Source organism: Streptomyces venezuelae, from assembly GCF_008642355.1.
Taxonomy (GTDB): domain Bacteria; phylum Actinomycetota; class Actinomycetes; order Streptomycetales; family Streptomycetaceae; genus Streptomyces; species Streptomyces venezuelae_B.
In genome coordinates this window covers 3,207,194-3,227,077 of sequence record NZ_CP029193.1, presented here as the reverse complement: position 1 = coordinate 3,227,077, position 19,884 = coordinate 3,207,194, and the positions used below count along the sequence as shown (strand labels likewise).

General features: G+C 70.5%; 13 protein-coding genes and 1 pseudogene. 9 read left to right on the top strand and 5 right to left on the bottom strand.

The features are described 5' to 3' along the window. Positions 1-84: 84 nt before the first annotated feature. Complete coding sequence (locus tag DEJ47_RS14910; protein ID WP_150168580.1) at positions 85-828, top strand: response regulator; 744 nt, start codon at positions 85-87, stop codon at positions 826-828. Here DEJ47_RS14910 and DEJ47_RS36430 read toward each other — a convergent pair. Beyond that, positions 821-1,984, bottom strand: coding sequence for a winged helix-turn-helix domain-containing protein (locus DEJ47_RS36430; RefSeq protein WP_190415424.1), 1,164 nt, complete (start codon positions 1,982-1,984; stop codon positions 821-823). The two genes, DEJ47_RS14910 and DEJ47_RS36430, sit on opposite strands and share 8 nt — an antisense overlap. Next, on the bottom strand, positions 1,981-2,619 hold the full coding sequence (locus DEJ47_RS36425; RefSeq protein WP_190415422.1) for a GNAT family N-acetyltransferase: 639 nt from the start codon (positions 2,617-2,619) through the stop codon (positions 1,981-1,983). Before DEJ47_RS36425 ends, DEJ47_RS36430 begins: the two co-directional genes overlap by 4 nt. Before the next feature lie 223 nt (positions 2,620-2,842). On the opposite strand from DEJ47_RS36425, the gene secA reads away from it, so the two are divergent. After that, the gene (gene secA / locus DEJ47_RS14895) at positions 2,843-5,680 is read left to right on the top strand and encodes a preprotein translocase subunit SecA (protein ID WP_150168576.1); all 2,838 of its coding nucleotides are present in this window, start codon (positions 2,843-2,845) and stop codon (positions 5,678-5,680) included. 106 nt (positions 5,681-5,786) lie between these two features. Here the strand turns inward: secA and DEJ47_RS14890 are convergent, their stop codons facing one another. After that, positions 5,787-6,245 carry an Rv3235 family protein gene (locus DEJ47_RS14890; protein WP_223828702.1) on the bottom strand — a complete coding sequence of 153 codons (459 nt, stop codon included), beginning with the start codon at positions 6,243-6,245 and terminating at the stop codon, positions 5,787-5,789. A gap of 335 nt (positions 6,246-6,580) precedes the next feature. Between DEJ47_RS14890 and DEJ47_RS14885 the strand changes: the two genes are divergently transcribed. Together DEJ47_RS14885 and DEJ47_RS14880 are read left to right on the top strand one after the other, a co-directional pair. Next, positions 6,581-7,090, top strand: coding sequence for a DUF6912 family protein (locus DEJ47_RS14885; RefSeq protein WP_150168572.1), 510 nt, complete (start codon positions 6,581-6,583; stop codon positions 7,088-7,090). Between the two features lie 77 nt (positions 7,091-7,167). Further along, entirely contained in the window at positions 7,168-7,839 is a 672-nt protein-coding gene (locus DEJ47_RS14880) for an HAD family hydrolase (RefSeq protein ID WP_150168570.1), read from the top strand. A gap of 99 nt (positions 7,840-7,938) precedes the next feature. Here DEJ47_RS14880 and DEJ47_RS14875 read toward each other — a convergent pair whose 3' ends face one another. Continuing rightward, a complete protein-coding gene (locus DEJ47_RS14875) occupies positions 7,939-8,505 on the bottom strand; it encodes a DJ-1/PfpI family protein (protein WP_150168568.1) in 567 nt (188 codons plus the stop codon). Positions 8,506-8,997: 492 nt separating this feature from the next. Here DEJ47_RS14875 and DEJ47_RS14870 point away from each other — a divergent pair, with 492 nt between their 5' ends. The 5 genes and pseudogenes from DEJ47_RS14870 to DEJ47_RS14850 all read left to right on the top strand — a co-directional run bounded on the left by DEJ47_RS14870 (position 8,998) and on the right by DEJ47_RS14850 (position 18,241). Then, positions 8,998-13,944, top strand: coding sequence for an NAD-glutamate dehydrogenase (locus tag DEJ47_RS14870; RefSeq protein WP_150168566.1), 4,947 nt, complete (start codon positions 8,998-9,000; stop codon positions 13,942-13,944). A gap of 227 nt (positions 13,945-14,171) precedes the next feature. Continuing rightward, positions 14,172-15,248: pseudogene (locus tag DEJ47_RS14865) on the top strand (sugar phosphate nucleotidyltransferase); the annotation flags it as partial. A 206-nt stretch (positions 15,249-15,454) separates the two neighbouring features. Continuing rightward, the gene (locus DEJ47_RS14860) at positions 15,455-16,198 is read left to right on the top strand and encodes a polyprenol monophosphomannose synthase (protein ID WP_150175644.1); all 744 of its coding nucleotides are present in this window, start codon (positions 15,455-15,457) and stop codon (positions 16,196-16,198) included. Next, positions 16,195-16,767, top strand: a complete 573-nt coding sequence (locus tag DEJ47_RS14855) for a GtrA family protein (RefSeq protein WP_223828362.1) — start codon at positions 16,195-16,197, stop codon at positions 16,765-16,767. The genes DEJ47_RS14860 and DEJ47_RS14855 overlap by 4 nt, the downstream gene beginning before the upstream one ends. Next, positions 16,751-18,241 (top strand): hypothetical protein, encoded by a 1,491-nt coding sequence (locus DEJ47_RS14850; protein WP_150168563.1) that lies wholly within the window; start codon positions 16,751-16,753, stop codon positions 18,239-18,241. Before DEJ47_RS14855 ends, DEJ47_RS14850 begins: the two co-directional genes overlap by 17 nt. A gap of 136 nt (positions 18,242-18,377) precedes the next feature. Here the strand turns inward: DEJ47_RS14850 and DEJ47_RS14845 are convergent, their stop codons facing one another. After that, the gene (locus tag DEJ47_RS14845) at positions 18,378-19,727 is read right to left on the bottom strand and encodes a beta-propeller fold lactonase family protein (RefSeq protein ID WP_150168560.1); all 1,350 of its coding nucleotides are present in this window, start codon (positions 19,725-19,727) and stop codon (positions 18,378-18,380) included. Positions 19,728-19,884 lie beyond the last annotated feature (157 nt).

The window sequence follows — 19,884 nt, the reverse complement described above, 5'->3', positions numbered from 1 at the left end:
GCGGGCCGGTCAACCGGTGTGCTGCCGCCTGGCGTTGGCGCAGCAGAGGCACAACAGGCCGCGGGCCTTCATGGGGGAGGAACGATGGCGGACAGCTTCGGACCGATGCGTCACGAAAGTGCCCGGGACGGCACCGGCATCGGCACGGATGCGGGCGCCCCACGCAAGGAGCCCATCAGGGTCCTTGTGGTGGACGACCACGCCCTCTTCCGCCGGGGCCTGGAGATCGTTCTCGCCGCCGAGGAGGACATCCAGGTCGTCGGAGAGGCGGGCGACGGCGCGGAGGCGGTGGACAAGGCCGCGGATCTGCTGCCCGACATCGTGCTCATGGACGTACGCATGCCGAAGCGCGGCGGCATCGAGGCGTGCACCTCCATCAAGGAGGTGGCGCCCAGCGCGAAGATCATCATGCTGACGATCAGCGACGAGGAAGCCGACCTGTACGACGCCATCAAGGCGGGCGCGACCGGCTATCTCCTCAAGGAGATCTCCACGGACGAGGTCGCCACGGCGATCCGCGCGGTGGCCGACGGGCAGTCGCAGATCAGCCCCTCGATGGCGTCCAAGCTGCTCACCGAGTTCAAGTCGATGATCCAGCGCACGGACGAGCGGCGGCTCGTCCCCGCGCCCCGGCTGACCGACCGGGAGCTCGAAGTGCTCAAGCTCGTCGCCACCGGGATGAACAACCGGGACATCGCCAAGGAGTTGTTCATCTCCGAGAACACCGTGAAGAACCACGTGCGCAACATCCTGGAGAAGCTGCAGCTGCACTCCAGGATGGAGGCCGTCGTCTACGCGATGCGGGAGAAGATCCTCGAGATCAGGTGAGCGCCCGCACCAGGTCGGCCGTCAGTTCGGGGCGGTCGACGCGCTCCACCCGTACGGCGTCGCAGCCCACCCAGGACGCCGCCTCCAGCAGCGCCTGCGCCATCGGCGCGACCGCCTTCGGGGAGTCCAGGGACACCTGCCTGGCCACCAGCGTGCTGCCCTCGCGCGCCGGGTCGACCCGGCCCAGGAGCCGGCCGCCGGCGAGCAGCGGCATCGCGAAATAGCCGTGGATCCGCTTGGGCTTGGGCACGTACGCCTCCAGGCGGTGGGTGAAGCCGAAGATCCGCTCCGTGCGCGCCCGCTCCCAGATCAGCGAGTCGAAGGGGGAGAGCAGCGTGGTGCGGTGGCGGCCGCGCGGCGTCGTCTCCAGGGCCTTCGGATCCGCCCAGGCCGGCTTGTCCCACCCCTGCACCGTCACCGGGACCAGGCCCGACTCCGCGACCACCGCGTCGAACTGCTCGCCCTTCAGGCGGTGGTAGTCCGCGATGTCCGCGCGCGTGCCGACCCCCAGCGCCTCGCCCGCCAGGCGGACCAGGCGGCGCAGGCACTCGGCGTCGTCCAGGTCGTCGTGGAGCAGCGTGTCCGGGACGGCGCGCTCCGCCAGGTCGTACACCCGCTTCCAGGAGCGGCGCTCCGTGCACACCACCTCGCCGTACATCAGAGCCCGCTCGACGGCGATCTTCGACTCGGACCAGTCCCACCACTCGCCCTTGTTCTTCGCGCCGCCCAACTCCGTCGCGGTGAGCGGTCCTTCGGCGCGCAGCTGCTTGATGACCTGGTCGTACGCCCCCGAGGGAAGGTCGTGGTGCCACTGGGGGCGGGTGCGGTAGGCGCGGCGGCGGAAGGCGAAGTGCGGCCACTCCTCGATGGGGAGGATGCACGCGGCGTGCGACCAGTACTCGAACGCGTGGGTCTCCGTCCAGTACGCCGCCTCCACCGTGTCGCGGCCGACGGCGCCCAGGCGTGCGTACGGGATGAGTTCGTGCGACCGGGCCAGGACCGAGATCGTGTCGAGCTGGACGGCGCCGAGGTGGCGCAGGACGCCTCGCACGCCGGACCTGCGGTCGGGGGCGCCCAGGAACCCTTGCGCGCGCAGGGCGATCCGGCGGGCCTCGTCGGCGGAGAGGTCGATGGCGGGACTCGGCAGGCTCGTCATGGTCCGAACGATAGGGGGAGGCACTGACAGCCGGCCTTCTCTCGCCTTCCCGCGCCGGTCTTGTCCGCCTTCGCGGGCAGGTACGGGTGCGGCGAGCGCACTCCGATGTCCGACGGGAGCAGCGAACCGACCCAGCAGTCACGGAGCGTGCCCTTGTTGAGCAACCCCGCGCGGTGCACGCCCTCCACCGTGAACCCGGCCCTCTCCACGACGGCCCGCGAGCCGAGGTTGCCGACCTCCGCGCGCCACTCCAGACGGGTGCAGCGCAACTCCGTGAACGCCCAGCGGGCGAGGGCGAGCACGGTCTCCGTCATGTAGCCGCGGCCCCGGTGCTCCTTGGCCGTCCAGTAGCCGACCTCCCAGGTGCCCGAGCGCGGGTGGTGCAGGCTGGCGGCGGCGAGCAGCGGGCCGCCCTCCCGGGGGCGCACGGCGAAGGTGTACTCCACGTCGTTGCGCCAGTCGTCCGGGACCACGCGGTTGATGAAGGTGTCGGCGTCCACGCGCGTGTACGGCGACGGGATGGTCGTCCAGCGCTGGATGTCCGGGTCCTGACAGGCCGCGTAGGTCTCGTCGGCGTCCTCGGGCGTGAAGGCGCGCAGGAACAGACGTTCGGTGGTGAGGGTGACGGGCTCCATCAAACGATTCTGCTGGGGCGGCGCGCACGGATCCAGCGTTTTACCGGCTTTGGCGATCACCCCGCACGGGCCACTCGTGGGTCGGACCCGGCACCTTCGGCACTCCTCGTCCGTTGACCTCATGGCACACCTCCCGGCGCGGCCCGGTCCTCGCATACGATGGCCGTTGCCCGACGAGTAAAACCGACCATGCCAGGCCCGACCGGCAAGGAGACCAACCCCCGTGTCCGTCCTCTCGAAGATCATGCGTGCAGGCGAAGGCAAGATCCTGCGCAAGCTGCACCGCATCGCGGACCAGGTCAACTCCATCGAAGAGGACTTCGTCAGCCTCTCCGACGCCGAGCTGCGCGCGCTGACCCAGGAGTACAAGGAGCGTTACGCCGACGGCGAGTCGCTCGACGACCTGCTGCCCGAGGCCTTCGCTACGGTCCGCGAGGCCGCCAAGCGCGTCCTGGGCCAGCGGCACTACGACGTCCAGATGATGGGCGGCGCCGCGCTGCACATGGGCTACGTGGCCGAGATGAAGACCGGTGAGGGCAAGACCCTCGTCGGTACCCTGCCGGCGTATCTGAACGCCCTGTCCGGCAAGGGTGTCCACCTGATCACGGTCAACGACTACCTGGCTGAGCGCGACTCCGAGATGATGGGTCGCGTCCACAAGTTCCTGGGTCTGACCGTCGGCTGCATCCTGGCCAACATGACGCCGGCCCAGCGCCGCGAGCAGTACAACTGCGACATCACGTACGGCACGAACAACGAGTTCGGCTTCGACTACCTCCGCGACAACATGGCGTGGTCCAAGGACGAGCTCGTCCAGCGCGGCCACAACTTCGCGATCGTCGACGAGGTCGACTCGATCCTCGTCGACGAGGCCCGTACGCCGCTGATCATCTCCGGCCCCGCCGACCAGGCCACCAAGTGGTACGGCGACTTCGCCAAGCTGGTCACCCGCCTCACCAGGGGTGAGCCCGGCAACCAGCTCAAGGGCATCGAGGAGACCGGGGACTACGAGGTCGACGAGAAGAAGCGCACCGTCGCCATCCACGAGTCCGGTGTCGGCAAGGTCGAGGACTGGCTCGGCATCGACAACCTGTACGAGTCGGTGAACACGCCTCTGGTGGGTTACCTGAACAACGCCATCAAGGCGAAGGAACTCTTCAAGAAGGACAAGGACTACGTCGTCATCGACGGCGAAGTCATGATCGTCGACGAGCACACCGGCCGTATCCTCGCCGGCCGCCGCTACAACGAGGGCATGCACCAGGCGATCGAGGCGAAGGAAGGGGTGGACATCAAGGACGAGAACCAGACCCTCGCGACGATCACCCTCCAGAACTTCTTCCGCCTCTACAAGCGCGACGGCTACGACAGCGGCCTCTCCGGAATGACCGGTACGGCGATGACCGAGGCCGCCGAGTTCCACCAGATCTACAAGCTGGGCGTCGTGCCGATCCCGACGAACCGGCCCATGGTCCGCGCCGACCAGTCCGACCTGATCTACCGCACCGAGGTCGCGAAGTTCGCGGCCGTCGTCGACGACATCGCGGAGAAGCACGAGAAGGGCCAGCCGATCCTGGTCGGCACGACTTCCGTGGAGAAGTCGGAGTACCTCTCGCAGCAGCTGTCCAAGCGCGGCATCCAGCACGAAGTGCTGAACGCGAAGCAGCACGACCGTGAGGCGACCATCGTCGCCCAGGCCGGCCGCAAGGGCGCCGTCACCGTCGCCACGAACATGGCGGGACGAGGCACCGACATCAAGCTCGGCGGCAACCCCGACGACCTCGCCGAGGCGGAGCTGCGCCAGCGCGGCCTCGACCCCGTCGAGCACGTCGAGGAGTGGGCCGCGGCGCTGCCCGCCGCCCTGGAGAAGGCCGAGCGGTCCGTCAAGGCGGAGTTCGAAGAGGTCAAGGAGCTCGGCGGGCTGTACGTGCTGGGCACGGAGCGGCACGAGTCGCGTCGCATCGACAACCAGCTGCGCGGTCGTTCCGGCCGTCAGGGCGACCCGGGCGAGTCGCGGTTCTACCTGTCGCTCGGCGACGACCTGATGCGTCTGTTCAAGGCGCAGATGGTCGAGCGCGTGATGTCGATGGCCAACGTGCCGGACGACGTGCCGATCGAGAACAAGATGGTGACGCGCGCGATCGCGTCCGCCCAGTCGCAGGTCGAGCAGCAGAACTTCGAGACGCGTAAGAACGTCCTCAAGTACGACGAGGTCCTGAACCGGCAGCGCGAGGTCATCTACGGCGAGCGGCGGCGCGTCCTGGAGGGCGAGGATCTGCAGGAGCAGATCACGCACTTCATGGACGACACGATCGACGCGTACATCTCCGCGGAGACCGCGGAGGGCTTCGCCGAGGAGTGGGACCTCGACCGGCTGTGGGGCGCGTTCAAGCAGCTCTACCCCGTCAAGGTCACGGTGGAGGAGCTCGAGGAGGAGGCGGGTGACCGCGCGGGCCTCACCGCCGAGTTCATCTCCGAGTCCATCAAGGAAGACATCCACGAGCAGTACGAGGCGCGTGAGGCGCAGCTCGGCTCCGACATCATGCGTGAGCTGGAGCGGCGGGTCGTTCTCTCGGTCCTGGACCGCAAGTGGCGTGAGCACCTCTACGAGATGGACTACCTCCAGGAGGGCATCGGCCTCCGTGCCATGGCGCAGAAGGACCCGCTGGTCGAGTACCAGCGCGAGGGCTTCGACATGTTCAACGCCATGATGGAGGGCATCAAGGAGGAGTCCGTCGGCTACCTGTTCAACCTGGAGGTCCAGGTCGAGCAGCAGGTCGAGGAGGTCCCGGTCGACGACGCGGCTCCCTCGCTGACGAAGGGCGGCGTCCAGGACGCGGTTCCCGCGGGGTCGGGCGGTTCGCGGCCGGAGATCCACGCCAAGGGCCTCGAGGCCCCGCAGCGGCCCGACCGGCTGCACTTCCAGGCGCCGAACGCCGAGGGCGGCGTCGACGAGGGCGACTTCGTCACGGACGGCTCCGGGGTCCGGTCGGAGTCGGACGGCATGACCCGGGCGGAGCGGCGCAAGGCTCAGAAGGGTGGCCGGCGCCGCAAGAAGTAGCGGTGTCGCTGTCGCTGTCGCTGTGACGTGAGTGGAGGGGCTGGACTTCTGTCCGGCCCCTCTTTCGTCGTGTCGGCCGGGTGCTGCCGGGTGTGGCTAGGTGTGGCTAGGTGTGGGGCGTTCCTGTTTCCACCGCTGTGCAGCGCCACTTGCGATCCGCTCCCAGCGTGAGGCGGAACGCCAGCGCGCGCAGTCTCGGGCCCGCCGCGATGCGGACGAACACCTCGTACGTCTCGGGGTGCGGCTGGTAGTGCCCGATGCGGTGGATGGTGGGGCGGTGGCCGTCCGTGCAGAGCGGCCTCAGCTCCGCCAGGCGCGCCAGCTCGTCGAACGCGGTGTTGGCGATGTGACGAGCCACCCAGTGCATCGGGCGCTGGCCGCTGAGGACCAGGACGAGGCGCTCCGCGAAGACCTCCGTGGGGTGCGGGGGTGGCTGGGCCGGGATCGGGCGGGACGGGGGTACCGGGGGGCTCGTGCGGGAGGGGGGTGTGCGGGAGTCCCTTCGGGTCGGGGGGCGGCCCGCGGGTGGGCGGGTCGTGGTCGGGCGGGGGCGGGGCCTTGTCATCACCTTGCGCATGGGGGCCTCTTCCTCTGCCGGGTGGGGCACTGGTGGGCGGTACCGGTGGGTAACTTTTGCTGGGGATCTTCTACGGGCGCGAAGGGCGGGGAGGCAAGGGGCACGGGCCGGGCCTGAGGGTGGGGTGCGGGTTCACCTATCCGGGGGGTGCGGGGGGTCGGAGGCGCGGGAACGCGGGGGCGGGGCGGGTGAGGGCGAGGGGTGGCGGTTGACGGCCGGGGGGCGTGGGTGGGGAGCTCGATGGGGGACTCCCGCACGTATCCTGGAGGTCTTCCGAGCCACCTGATCCGCCCGCGTGCGGACACCGACGAAAGCGGTCAGCCATGCGCGTCTACGTTCCTCTGACCCTGCCCCGGCTCGCCGAGGCGCACGAGGCGGGGGAGCTGGGGCCCGGGCCGCTGGTCGCCTACGCCGTGACGCCCGCGCTGCGGGAGTGGTACGTCTCGGACGACATCGAGGAGCTGGAGTACGCGGCGTTGAACCGGGCCGCCGCGGCGTCGTTGCGACTGATCGCCGGGGATCCGGGGGCGGCGCGGCGGCGGGTCGTCGTCGCGGCGGACGTGCCGGACGGGGCAGCCGTGGCCGACCCCGACCGGGGGCTCGACCGCGGGGCGCTCGGTGAGGTGCGCATCGCCGATGCGCTGCCGCTGGCCAAGGCGGCGGCCGTGCACGTGGACTCCGGGGACGCGGAGGGGGACGTGGCGGCGGCGGCTTCGGCGCTGGGGGCGGCGGACCAGGGCGACGATGACGCGCGGTTCGTGGTGGACGGGGTCGAGGACCACGAGCTGCTCTGGTTCGCCACGCAGGAGATCCCCGGGCTGATCGCCGGTTGATCCGGCGGGCCGGCCCGGGCGGGGCGGCCCCGGATTTCGGTTGCGGGTGGCCCCGGCGTGACGGGTAGGTTCTTGGGATGGGGAAGCTGCTGCGCGGGGCGCATATCGTGTGGGACTGGAACGGGACCTTGCTGCATGACATCCATGCGGTGATCGAGGCGACCAACGCCTCATTCGCCGAGCTCGGGCTCGAAGCCATCACGTTGGAGCGGTACCGCGATCTGTACTGCGTCCCGATTCCCCGGTTCTACGAGCGGCTGATGGGGCGGCTGCCCACCGACGCCGAGTGGCGGGTCATGGACGCCGTCTTCCACAAGCACTACTGGGCGCGGGCCGATGTCTGCGGGCTGGCCGAAGGGGCCGCCGAGTTGCTGGCCGGGCGGCAGACCGATGGACGTACGCAGTCCTTGTTGTCGCTCGCCCCGCACGAGCGGCTCGTACCGATCGTGCGTCGGCACGGTATCCACGAGTACTTCGTGCGGATCGACGGACGTACGGACGAATCGCACGCCGGCAAGGCCGAGCGGATGGTGCGGCATCTGGACGCCCTGAGCGAGTCCGTGGACGTGGGGCGGGTCGTGGTGGTCGGGGACGCGGTCGACGACGCCGTCGCCGCTGAACACGTGGGGGCGAAGGCCGTGCTGTACACCGGGGGGTCGCACAGTCGGGCCAGTCTGGAGCTCGCCGGGGTCCCCGTCGTCGACACCCTCGCGGAAGCGGTGGACGTGGCCGAACGGCTCGTCGCCTGACGGTGGTGGCCGCGGGGGACCGGTGGCCGGCCGGGGGGCGGCCCGGCGGCCGCCGGGCCGCGGGCCGCCGGGGATGCGAACCGGGTTCCTACGGGTGCCTCACTGCGCCGGTGCCTTCGCCCTCAGCACCGTGAGGAACTCCCTCATCCAGCCCGAGTGGTCCGGCCACGCGCGGGCCGAGACCAGGGTGCCGTCCACCACCGCCTCCGCGTCCTGGAAGGTCGCGCCGGCCGTCTGCATGTCGATCTCCAGGGCCGGGTACGCCGTGACCCTGCGGCCGCTGAGGCCGCCGATCGCCGCGGTCAGGAGCGGGCCGTGGCAGATCTGGGCCACCGGCTTGTCCGCGTCGAAGAACGACTTGAGGATCTTGCGGAGTTCCGGGTCGTTGCGGAGGTACTCGGGGGCCCGGCCGCCGGGGATCACCAGAGCGGCGTACTGGCCGGGATCGACCTCGGAGAAGGCGAGGTCCGCCGGCCAGGTGTACCCCGGCTTCTCCGTGTACGTGTCGAAGCCCGGCTCGAAGTCGTGGACCACGAAGCGCAGGGTCTTGCGGGCCGGGGCCGCGATGTGGACGTCGTAGCCCTCTTCGCGGAGCCGTTGGTAGGGGTAGAGGACTTCCAGGGACTCGGCGGCGTCGCCGGTCACGATCAGGATCTTGGCTGCCATGTCGCTGCGCTCCCCTCGGGCGGGCGGGGGCCGTCCGCGCGGACCCCCAGGGTCAACGTGCCCGCACGGTGGCCCTTTGCCAAGAGGGGCGAGAGGGACGGGTGGCCGACGGCACTGTGCAGAGTGTCAAAGTTCGGGCCCCGCTTTTGTACACATACGGCTCATGACGGCTCCCCGGTCCGGAGCGATAGCCTTGACCCGTGATCAGCGCGATATCCCGCGGGGGCATAGGTGCCCCCGTCCTGCGCCCGGGGAGAACGGTGGACAACCGTGCCCGGGCGCTCGCTGACGCTTCTTCGCGGTGCGGCCGGACAGGCCGAGCGGGCCGGACAGGCCATCTGTCAGTGGAACCGTTGAAAATGGCGGAAAGCTGTCCGCTCTTCCCTCACCGCGGCATAACGTCGAACCCGGCCGGAGACCCCGTGCCGCGGCGTTACGGCACATCACTTCCTTCTACGTCACGCAACGGCGCGCGACAGGAGTCAGAGGACAATGCAGACCAAGCTGGACGAAGCCAAGGCCGAGCTGCTCGCGCGGGCCGCCCGGGTCGCTGAGAACAGCCCGGTCGGGGGGCGCCTACCGAGCGGTGCACCGACTGGGACGACGAGCGGGGCCACGCCGGATCAGGACACGGCTCTCGCGTTCCTCCAGCGCTACTACCTGCACACCGCCCCCGAGGACCTGGCCGACCGCGACCCGGTCGACGTCTTCGGAGCCGCCTTCTCCCACTACCGGCTCGCCGAGAACCGCCCCCAGGGGACGGCGAACGTGCGGGTCCACACCCCGACGGTCGAGGAGAACGGCTGGACGTGCAGCCACTCCGTCGTCGAGGTGGTCACCGACGACATGCCCTTCCTCGTCGACTCCGTCACCAACGAGCTCTCCCGCCAGGGCCGCGGAATCCACGTGGTCATCCACCCGCAGGTCGTGGTGCGCCGTGACGTGACGGGAAAGCTCCTGGAGGTGCTGGGCCGCGAGGCCGGTGCCGAGCTGCCGCACGACGCGCTCGTCGAGTCGTGGATCCACGTCGAGATGGACCGCGAGACCGACCGCGCCGACCTGAAGCAGATCACCGCCGATCTGCTGCGGATCCTCAGCGACGTACGGGAGACCGTCGAGGACTGGGAGAAGATGCGCGACGCCGCGCTGCGCATCGCCGACGAGCTGCCCGCCGAGCCCACCGCGGGCGACCTGCCCGACCAGGAGGTCGAGGAGGCCCGCGAGCTGCTGCGCTGGCTCGCCGACAACCACTTCACGTTCCTCGGCTTCCGTGAGTACAACCTCACGGAGGACGACTCCCTCGCCGCCGTCCCCGGCACCGGCCTCGGCATCCTGCGCGCCGACCCGCAGCACGACGGCGACGACCACCACCCGGTCAGCCCGTCCTTCAACCGGCTGCCCGCCGACGCGCGCGCCAAGGCCCGCGAGCACCGGCTGCTCGTGCTGACCAAGGCGAACAGCCGCGCCACCGTGCACCGGCCCAGCTACCTCGACTACGTCGGCGTGAAGAAGTTCGACGCCGAGGGCAACGTCGTGGGGGAGCGGCGCTTCCTCGGGCTCTTCTCGTCCGCCGCGTACACCGAGTCCGTGCGCCGCGTCCCCGTCATCCGCCGCAAGGTCGCCGAGGTGCTCAAGGGCGCCGGGTTCTCGGCCAACAGCCACGACGGACGCGACCTGCTCCAGATCCTGGAGACCTACCCGCGCGACGAGCTCTTCCAGACGCCCGCCGACGAGCTCCGCTCCATCGTGACGAGCGTCCTGTACCTCCAGGAACGGCGCCGGCTGCGGCTCTACCTGCGCAAGGACGAGTACGGGCGCTACTACTCGGCGCTGGTCTACCTGCCGCGCGACCGCTACACCACCGGCGTCCGCCTGCGGATCATCGACATCCTCAAGGAGGAGCTGAACGGCGCCAGCGTCGACTTCACCGCCTGGAACACGGAGTCGATCCTCTCCCGCATCCACTTCGTGGTGCGCGTGCCCAAGGGCGCCGAGGTCCCCGACCTCTCCGACGCCGACGTCGAGCGCATCGAGGGCCGGCTCGTCGACGCCGCCCGCTCCTGGGCCGACGGCTTCGCGGAGGCGCTGACCGCCGAGTGCGGCGAGGAGCGCGCCGCCGAACTCCTCCGCCAGTACGGGGGCGCCTTCCCCGAGGGGTACAAGGCCGACCACACGCCGCGCGCCGCCGTCGCCGACCTCCAGCACCTGGAGCAGCTCTCGCAGGGCGACAAGGACTTCGCGCTCTCCCTGTACGAGCCGGTGGGGGCCGCGCCCGGCGAGCGGCGCTTCAAGATCTACCGCGCGGGCGGCCAGGTGTCGCTCTCCGCCGTCCTGCCGGTGCTGCAGCGCCTCGGCGTCGAGGTCACGGACGAGCGCCCGTACGAACTGCGCTGCACGGACCGTACGAACGCGTGGATCTACGACTTCGGGCTCCGGCTGCCCAAGTCGCAGAACGGCAACGGCGACTACCTGGGCGACGACGGCCGCGAGCGCTTCCAGGAGGCGTTCGCCGCCGCCTGGACCGGTGAGGCCGAGGTCGACGGGTTCAACTCGCTGGTGCTGCGCGCCGGTCTCAACTGGCGTCAGGCGATGGTGCTCCGGGCGTACGCGAAGTACCTGCGCCAGGCCGGTGCGACGTTCAGCCAGGACTACATGGAGGACACCCTCCGCAACAACGTCCACACCACCCGGCTGCTCGTCTCGCTCTTCGAGGCGCGGATGTCGCCGGACCGCCAGCGCGCGGGCACCGAGCTGACCGACGGGCTCCTGGAGGAGCTGGACGGCGCCCTGGACCAGGTCGCGTCCCTCGACGAGGACCGGATCCTGCGGTCCTTCCTCACCGTCATCAAGGCGACGCTGCGGACGAACTTCTTCCAGGAGAGCGAGGGCGGCAAGCCGCACAGCTACGTCTCCATGAAGTTCGACCCCCAGGCCATCCCGGACCTGCCGGCGCCCCGCCCCGCGTACGAGATCTGGGTGTACTCGCCCCGCGTCGAGGGCGTCCACCTGCGCTTCGGCAAGGTCGCGCGCGGCGGCCTGCGCTGGTCCGACCGGAAGGAAGACTTCCGGACCGAGATCCTGGGCCTCGTGAAGGCGCAGATGGTGAAGAACACCGTCATCGTGCCCGTCGGCGCCAAGGGCGGCTTCGTCGCCAAGCAGCTCCCCGACCCGTCGGTGGACCGCGACGCATGGCTGGCCGAGGGCGTCGCCTGCTACAAGACGTTCATCTCCGCGCTGCTCGACATCACCGACAACCTGGTCGCGGGCGAGGTCGTGCCCCCGGCGGACGTCGTCCGGCACGACGAGGACGACACCTACCTCGTCGTCGCCGCCGACAAGGGCACGGCGACGTTCTCCGACATCGCCAACCAGGTCGCCGAGTCGTACAACTTCTGGCTGGGCGACGCCTTCGCCTCCGGCGGCAGCGCCGGGTACGACCACAAGGGCATGGGCATCACCGCCCGCGGCGCCTGGGAGTCCGTGAAGCGGCACTTCCGCGAGCTCGGCTGCGACACCCAGTCCGAGGACTTCACCGTCGTCGGTGTCGGCGACATGAGCGGCGACGTGTTCGGCAACGGAATGCTGCTCTCCGAGCACATCCGCCTCGTCGCGGCCTTCGACCACCGGCACATCTTCATCGACCCGAAGCCGGACGCCGCGACCTCGTACGCCGAGCGCCGCCGCCTCTTCGAGCTGCCGCGCTCCTCCTGGGCCGACTACGACAAGGAGCTGCTCTCCGCGGGCGGCGGGATCTTCCCGCGCAGCGCCAAGGCGATCCAGCTCAACGCCCAGATCCGCGAGGCGCTCGGCATCGAGGGCAAGATCGCCAAGATGACGCCGGCCGACCTGATGAGGACCATCCTCCAGGCGCCCGTCGACCTGCTGTGGAACGGCGGCATCGGTACGTACGTCAAGTCCTCCGCGGAGTCGAACGCGGACGTCGGCGACAAGGCCAACGACGCGATCCGCGTGGACGGCCAGGAGCTGCGCGTCAAGGTCGTCGGCGAGGGCGGCAACCTCGGTCTGACCCAGCTGGGCCGCATCGAGTTCGCACGCTCCGGCGGCCGCATCAACACCGACGCCATCGACAACAGCGCGGGCGTGGACACCTCCGACCACGAGGTGAACATCAAGATCCTGCTCAACGCGGTCGTCGCCAACGGCGACATGACCGTCAAGCAGCGCAACAAGCTGCTCGCCGAGATGACCGACGAGGTCGGCCACCTGGTCCTGCGCAACAACTACGCGCAGAACACCGCCCTGGCCAACGCCGTCTTCCAGTCGTCGTCCCTGCTCCACGCCCACCAGCGGTTCATGCGCAGGCTCGGCAAGCAGGGCCACCTCGACCGCGGCCTGGAGTTCCTGCCCAACGACCGGCAGATCCGCGAGCTGCTCAACTCCAGCCGCGGCCTCACCCAGCCCGAGCTCGCCGTGCTCCTCGCCTACACGAAGATCACGGCCGCCGACGAGCTGATCCAGACGACGCTGCCAGACGACCCGTACCTGCAGCGCCTGCTGCACGCGTACTTCCCGAAGGCACTGCACGAGAGGTTCCCCGAGCAGGTCGACGGCCACGCGCTGCGCCGCGAGATCGTCACGACGGTCCTCGTCAACGACACCGTCAACAGTGGCGGTTCGACCTTCCTGCACCGCCTGCGGGAGGAGACGGGCGCCTCGCTGGAGGAGATCGTGCGGGCGCAGCTCGCCGCCCGTGAGATCTTCTGCCTGAGCGAGGTGTGGGACGCGGTCGAGGCGCTCGACAATGTCGTCGCCGCCGACGTCCAGACCCGGATCCGGCTGCACTCGCGGCGCCTCGTCGAGCGCGGCTCGCGCTGGCTGCTGAACAACCGGCCGCAGCCGCTCCAGCTCGCCGAGACGATCGACTTCTTCGGCAAGGGCGTCACGGAGGTCTGGGCCGAGCTGCCGCAGCTGCTCCGCGGCTCCGACCTGGAGTGGTACGAGGGCATCCGCGACGAGCTGACCGAGGCGGGCGTGCCGGAGGAGCTGGCGCGCCGCGTCGCCGGGTTCTCGTCCGCCTTCCCGGCGCTCGACATCGTCGCGGTCGCCGACCGCACCGGCAAGGAGCCGATGGCGGTCGCCGAGGTCTACTACGACCTCGCGGACCGGCTCCGCATCACGCAGCTCATGGACCGCATCATCGAACTGCCGCGGGCCGACCGCTGGCAGTCCATGGCGCGCGCCTCCATCCGCGAGGACCTGTACGCGGCGCACGCGGCGCTCACGGCGGACGTCCTCGCGGCGGGCAACGGCCAGTCCACGCCGGAACAGCGGTTCAAGGCGTGGGAGGAGAAGAACGCGCCGATCCTGAGCCGGGCGCGGTCGACGCTGGAGGAGATCCAGAGCTCGGACGCGTTCGATCTGGCGAACCTTTCGGTGGCCATGCGGACGATGCGGACGCTGCTGCGCACGCACTCGTAGTTTCTGGTAGGTGACACGGGGGCGCCCCGGGCCTTGTCGGCCCGGGGCGCCCCCGTGTGTACACCGGAGTGCGGGGTGGGCGGAATGGTTGCTTCCGCGGTGCGGAACGGGTGATGACATTCCCCACGACTCGCCATATCTCATCAATTCAGACATTTGGTCTAAGGTGGGTGAGATTGTCTGATGGCGGTACGAGATCCGATGCGCAGGGAAGGTCCGACGAGGCGATGACCGAAGCCATTCTGCTGGTCGGCGGGCAAGGCACCCGGCTGCGGCCGGTGACCGTCCACACGCCGAAGCCGATGGTCCCCGCAGCCGGTGTCCCCTTCCTCGCGCACCAGCTCGCCCGCCTCGCCGCCGCCGGCGTCGACCACGTCGTGATGGCGACCTGCTATCTCGCCGAGGTCTTCGAACCGTACTTCGGCGACGGGTCGGCGTACGGCCTTGAACTGGAGTACGTCGTCGAGGACGAGCCCCTCGGTACGGGGGGAGCCATCCGCAACGCGGCGGCGCGGCTGCGGTGCGGGAGCGTTGAACCCGTCCTGGTGTTCAACGGGGACATCCTCAGCGGGCTCGACATCCGCGACCTCGTCGACACGCACGTGCGCCGTGACGCCGACGTCACGCTCCATCTCGCCCGCGTCGACGACCCCCGCGCGTTCGGGCTCGTGCCGACGGATGACGACGGCCGTGTCCTCGCGTTCACCGAGAAGCCGACGACGCCCGAGGAGATCGTCACGGACCAGATCAACGCGGGAGCGTACGTCTTCCGCAGGTCCGTGATCGACGAGATCCCGCGGGGGCGCGTGGTCTCGGTGGAGCGGGAGACCTTCCCGGCGCTGCTCGCGCGGGGCGCGCACCTGCACGGGAAGGTCGAGAACGCGTACTGGCTGGACCTCGGGCGCCCCGAGGCACTCGTCCAGGCATCGGCCGATCTCGTACGCGGGGTCATCGAGTCGCCCGCACTGCCCGGGGAGCGGGGCGAGTCCCTGGTCCTGCCCGGCGCGGAGGTCGCCGCGGACGCGGTGCTCACCGAGGGGACCGTCGTGGGGGCGGGTGCCCGGATCGGGGCGGGAGCGGTCGTGCGGGGCTCTGTCGTGCTCGACGGCGCGGAGGTCGGGGCGGGTGCCGACGTCCGGCTGAGCCTGGTCGGGGCGGGCGCCCGCGTCGGCCGCCGCACCGTTCTGCACGGGGCGGTCGTGGGGGACGGGGCGCGGGTGGGGGCCGACAACGAACTGCGGACCGGGGCGCGGGTGTGGTGCGGGGTGGTGCTGCCGGATGCGGCGGTGCGGTTCTCGCCCGATGTAGGGGTGGGGTCCCCTATCGACGTGCCGACCGGGGAGGGCGGGGCGGCCGGGGCGCCCGGGTTCAGTGGTGATCCCGTGCTGACTGGTTCTCGTACCACCGAAGGGCTTGTGCAGTGACTGTGAACCTTCCTCAGAACGACCTCTCCGAGAGTCTCGCCGAGCGGCTGCCGAAGGCGTGGGCCGCGACGCCGTTGACCGTCGTCATGCCCACGTACAACGAAGCGGGGAACCTGCCCGGCATGGCCGAGGCCCTCATGGCGCTGCCCCTGCCCGGCCTGCGTCTCCTCGTCGTCGACGACTCCAGCCCCGACGGCACCGGACAGATCGCCGAACGCTTCGCCGAGCGGTACGGCAGCGCCCGCATGGGTGTCCTGCACCGCACCGAGAAGGACGGTCTCGGCCGCGCCTACGCGGCGGGCATGGCGCAGGCCGTCGCCGAGGGCGCGCACTACGTCCTGCAGATGGACGCCGACGGCAGCCACCCCGTGGAGAAGGCGGCCGAGCTGCTCGGCGTCGCCCTCGCCACGGACGCGGGTGTCGTCATCGGGAGCCGGTACGTCCAGGGCGGCACGCTCTCCGACGCGTGGGGCGCCCACCGCAAACTGCTCTCCCGCTGGGCCAACGCGTACGCGGGCACGATCCTCGGCACGCGCGTCCGTGACATCACCGGCGGGTTCAACCTGTGGCGCGCCGACGCACTCCGCGCGATCGACCTCGCGTCCGTGGACAGCGCGGGGTACAGCTTCCAGGTCGAGATGAAGTACCGGGCGCTGCGGCGGGGCTTCGACGTCATGGAGGTACCGATCCACTTCGAGGACCGCACGGTCGGCGAGTCGAAGATGAGCCTGATGGTGCAGTTGGAGTCGGTGGTCATGCCGTGGAAGCTGCGGTTGAACGCGAGTCCTGGGGACGGCGGCCGTGACCGCGGGGCGGGGGTGCGTGGATGAGTCCGTCGACCCTGCCGACCCTGCCGACCCCGCACGAGGCGCCGCAGACCGCGCCGCCGGCGCCCAGGCCCCCCGACTCCGCCTCCGACCCCGCCACCGGGCCCGCCCCCGTTTCCGCTCCCTCCCCGCGGCTCACGGTCGCCCGCCTGCGCAGGCTGTTCCTGGAGCTCGTGAAGTTCGGCGTCGTCGGCGGCAGCGGTGTGGCGGTGAACCTCGTCGTCTTCAACCTCCTGCTGCACGGCATGTCCTCGGGACCGATGACGGCGACGGTGCTGGCCAGCTGCGTGGCCATGGGCACGAACTACCTGGGCTTCCGCTTCTTCGCGTACCGCGACCGCGCCTCGCGCACGAAGCGGCAGATCGCGCTCTTCTTCGCCTTCAGCGGGATCGGCGTGGCGATGGAGAGTCTGCTGTTCTACGGGGCGTACCACGGTGCGGGCATGAGTGGCCCGCTCGGCTCGAACATCGCGAAGGCGCTGTCGATCGTCCTTGCGTCGGCGTTCCGCTTCCTCGTCTACCGGACGTGGGTCTTTCAGCACGATGCGCGTCACGATGCGCGTCGCCACTAAACCCGTCATACGGGGAGCCGTCTGGGCGGCGGCATCCCTCCTCGTGGTCCTGCTCCTCCTCGTGATCGTCCGCCTGCCCTGGGCGGGCGACCTCGGCATCCACGCGGCGACGATCGAGCGCCTGCGCCACCACTTGGCCGCCCCGGGCAACCCCCTGGTCGACGCGGACACCCCGAGCCCGTACTACTCCCCGTGGATGCTGCTGCTCGGCTGCCTGGCGAAGGTGACCGGGCTCGGCACGTTCGTGGTGCTGCGGGTGGCGGCGCTGGCGGGGCTCGGCCTGCTGGTGACGGGAGTGGTCCATCTCGTGCGCACGTTCAGTGCGCGGCGGGCGGCGCCGCCCCTGGCGTTGCTCTGCCTGGTGCTGCTCTGGGGTCCGGCGGTGTTCAACTGGAGCGGGTTCCCGGGGCTGAACTCGCTGGCCCTGACGATCGCCTACCCCAGTACGTTCGCACTGGGTCTCTCCTTCCACTTCTGGGCGCTGCTGCGGAAGGCGTTGCGGAAGGAAGGAGGCGGGTGGCCGGTCTTCCTGGGGCTCGGCCTGCTCTGGGCGGTGATTCTCCTGAGCCACCAGTTCACGGGGGTCGTGGCGTCGTTCGGCGGCCTCGCGATGATGCTCGGGGCGCGGCCTCGGCCGTCGCGGGCGGTGCTGGTGCGGTCGGCGGGTGGCGTCGCGCTGGGGACGGTGCTGCTGGGGCTCTGGCCGTACTACTCCTTCTTCGGCCTGTTCGGCGCGGGCGGTCTGGAGCAGATCCACCGTTCCCTCTACCGGGACCTGCTTCCCCACTTCGGGCTTGCGCTGGTGGGCGTGGCGGCGCTGGTGCTGCGTTTCCGCCGGGATCGCCGCGACGAGCTGGTGCTCTTCTTTCTCTTCGGCGCGGTGGTGTTCGCGGCGGGTGGCCTGAGCGGCCACTACTCGTGGGGCAGGGTGCTTCCGGCGGTCCTGATCCCGGCTCAGCTGGCGGCGGCGCTCGACGTCTTCGAGTCGGGGCGTGCGGGGGTGCGGCGCGTCTTCGCGGGACTGCTGGGCGCGGCGCTGCTCGTCGGCGCGTGGACGCAGGCGGGGACGCTCGGGTATGTGGTGCCGCGCGACGCGTTGCCGACGCCGGTCGCGGCGAAGTACCGGCCTCCGTGGCCGGGTTACAAGTGGCTGGCTCAGGAGGTGCGGTACGGCGACGTGGTGATGGCGAAGACGTTCCCCTCCCGCCAGATCCCGGCGTACGGCCCCTACACGGTGGCCCCCGGCTACCCGGACTTCTTCCTGCCGGACCAGGAGCAACGGGTCACCGCGGTGCGGGACTACTTCGCCGCGGGCACGGCGCGCGCGGAGCGGCTGGACATCCTGCGGAGGTACGGGGTGCGGTGGGTCGTCGCGTACCCCGGGGACGGGGGGCTTCGGGCCGACGATCCCGCGCTGCGGCGGGTGGCTACGGGTCCGCGGGGGCAGGTTCTGTACGAGGTGGTGGGTGGCTGAGGGGTTCGCCCTGGCGGTAGGGGTGTGGCTCGGCGACGAACCTGCCGGAATCCGGGCCGCTCCGGTCGACGCGGGCGCGCCGTCTGCGGTGCGTTGGGGGCGCCGCCCGGTGGGTCCGGGCGGCGGTGGGCGTGGGTCAGGGGCAGGTGACCAGGATGATCGAGACCGCTGTGCAGGTTACCGATGCCGTGTCGTTGGTCGGGGTGGGGTCCACCGGGGTTGAGGTCGTGCGTTGCGCTGTGACCTTGACCGGACCCAGGGTCAGCAGGTGCAGGGGGACTCGGAATGACTTCTGCGCGGATGTGTTCGGGGAGATGGGTGCGTACTCGCACGCCACCGCGGTGCCGGATGCCGAGCAGCCGGACGACAGGTTCGTGGCCCTCGCGCCCGTCGGGAGCTTTGCCGTCACAGTTGCCGATGAGGCGGTTGCCGGGCCCGTGTTGTTCGCCGTCAGCGTGTACGTGAGGTACGGGACCAGGATGCTCAGGTGCGGCTTCGCCGTCAGGTGGACGGCTACGTCCGCCTGCGCGGCGGGCGGCGCCGCGGTGAACGCCATGCCGTACGGGCCCGTGAAGCCCGCGATCGTGTCCGTGACCGTGTTCGTCCCGGGGGCGATCACCGAGACCGTGTCGTCCTCGATGTTCGCCGCGTAGACCGCCGTGCCGGACGGGTCCGCCTCGACCCTGACCGGGCCGTCGCCGACCGCGACGGTCGCCGTCACCGCACGGGTCGCCGTGTCGATCACCTTCACGTCGCCGCTGCTCCGGTCGGCGACGTAAGCCCGGCCGCCCGACGGGGCGAACGTGACGCTGTTCGGCGTCCCCCCGACCGGGATCGTGGCACTCACCGTGTTCGTCGCCGTGTCCAGCACCGAGACCGAGTCGGAGTTGTTGTTCGTGACGTAGGCGGTGGTGCCGGTGGGGTTGACCGCCACGCCCGCCGGGGCGGACCCGACCGGGACCGTCGCGCTCACCGTGTTCGTCGCCGTGTCCACCACGGACACCGAGTTGCCGTTGTTGTTCGTGACGTACGCGGTCGTGCCCGAGGGAGCCATCGCCACGCCGTTCGGGCCCTCCCCGACCTGCACCGTGGCACTCACCGTGTTCGTCGCCGTGTCGATCACCGACACCGTCGTCCCGCCGCTGTTCGCCACGTACGCGCGCGACCCGGACGGGGTCACCGCCACGTTCAACGGGTTGCTGCCGACCGGGATCGTCGCCGTCACCGTGTCGGTGTCCGTGTCGATCACCGAGACCGTGGCCTCGTCGAAGTTCGTGACGTAGGCCCGCTCCTTCGCGGGCGCGATCGCCACGCCCACCGGGCTGTTGCCGACCGTGATGCTGTCGGTGACGGCTTTCGTCTCCGTGTCGACCACCGAGACCGTGTCGCCGTGGAAGTTGGCCACGTAGGCGGAGGGGCCGGCGGCCGCCTGCGCGGGGGCGGGGAGTGCCACGAGGCCTGCGAGGGCCAATGTGGTGCCCGTCATCACGGCGGCGAGACGTCGCCCCCGGGAGGCTCTGGAAGGTCCAGCGGGTCTGGAGAGTGCGCGGAACATGGGACTTCCCCCCTTCGGTGACGCCCTGTGACGTCACGTCACCGGCATCTTCCCGCCACTCCCGTCCCCCAGGGGCCGAATCTCCGCC

Excerpts from the sequence above, each read along its gene's own strand:
- DEJ47_RS14910 (WP_150168580.1), top strand. The coding sequence starts at position 85 with ATGGCGGACAGCTTCGGACCGATGCGTCACGAAAGTGCCCGGGACGGC.
- DEJ47_RS36430 (WP_190415424.1), bottom strand. The coding sequence starts at position 1,984 with ATGACGAGCCTGCCGAGTCCCGCCATCGACCTCTCCGCCGACGAGGCC.
- DEJ47_RS36425 (WP_190415422.1), bottom strand. The coding sequence starts at position 2,619 with ATGGAGCCCGTCACCCTCACCACCGAACGTCTGTTCCTGCGCGCCTTC.
- DEJ47_RS14890 (WP_223828702.1), bottom strand. The coding sequence starts at position 6,245 with ATGACAAGGCCCCGCCCCCGCCCGACCACGACCCGCCCACCCGCGGGC.
- DEJ47_RS14885 (WP_150168572.1), top strand. The coding sequence starts at position 6,581 with ATGCGCGTCTACGTTCCTCTGACCCTGCCCCGGCTCGCCGAGGCGCAC.
- DEJ47_RS14880 (WP_150168570.1), top strand. The coding sequence starts at position 7,168 with ATGGGGAAGCTGCTGCGCGGGGCGCATATCGTGTGGGACTGGAACGGG.
- DEJ47_RS14875 (WP_150168568.1), bottom strand. The coding sequence starts at position 8,505 with ATGGCAGCCAAGATCCTGATCGTGACCGGCGACGCCGCCGAGTCCCTG.
- DEJ47_RS14870 (WP_150168566.1), top strand. The coding sequence starts at position 8,998 with ATGCAGACCAAGCTGGACGAAGCCAAGGCCGAGCTGCTCGCGCGGGCC.
- DEJ47_RS14860 (WP_150175644.1), top strand. The coding sequence starts at position 15,455 with ATGCCCACGTACAACGAAGCGGGGAACCTGCCCGGCATGGCCGAGGCC.
- DEJ47_RS14855 (WP_223828362.1), top strand. The coding sequence starts at position 16,195 with ATGAGTCCGTCGACCCTGCCGACCCTGCCGACCCCGCACGAGGCGCCG.
- DEJ47_RS14850 (WP_150168563.1), top strand. The coding sequence starts at position 16,751 with ATGCGCGTCGCCACTAAACCCGTCATACGGGGAGCCGTCTGGGCGGCG.
- DEJ47_RS14845 (WP_150168560.1), bottom strand. The coding sequence starts at position 19,727 with ATGACGGGCACCACATTGGCCCTCGCAGGCCTCGTGGCACTCCCCGCC.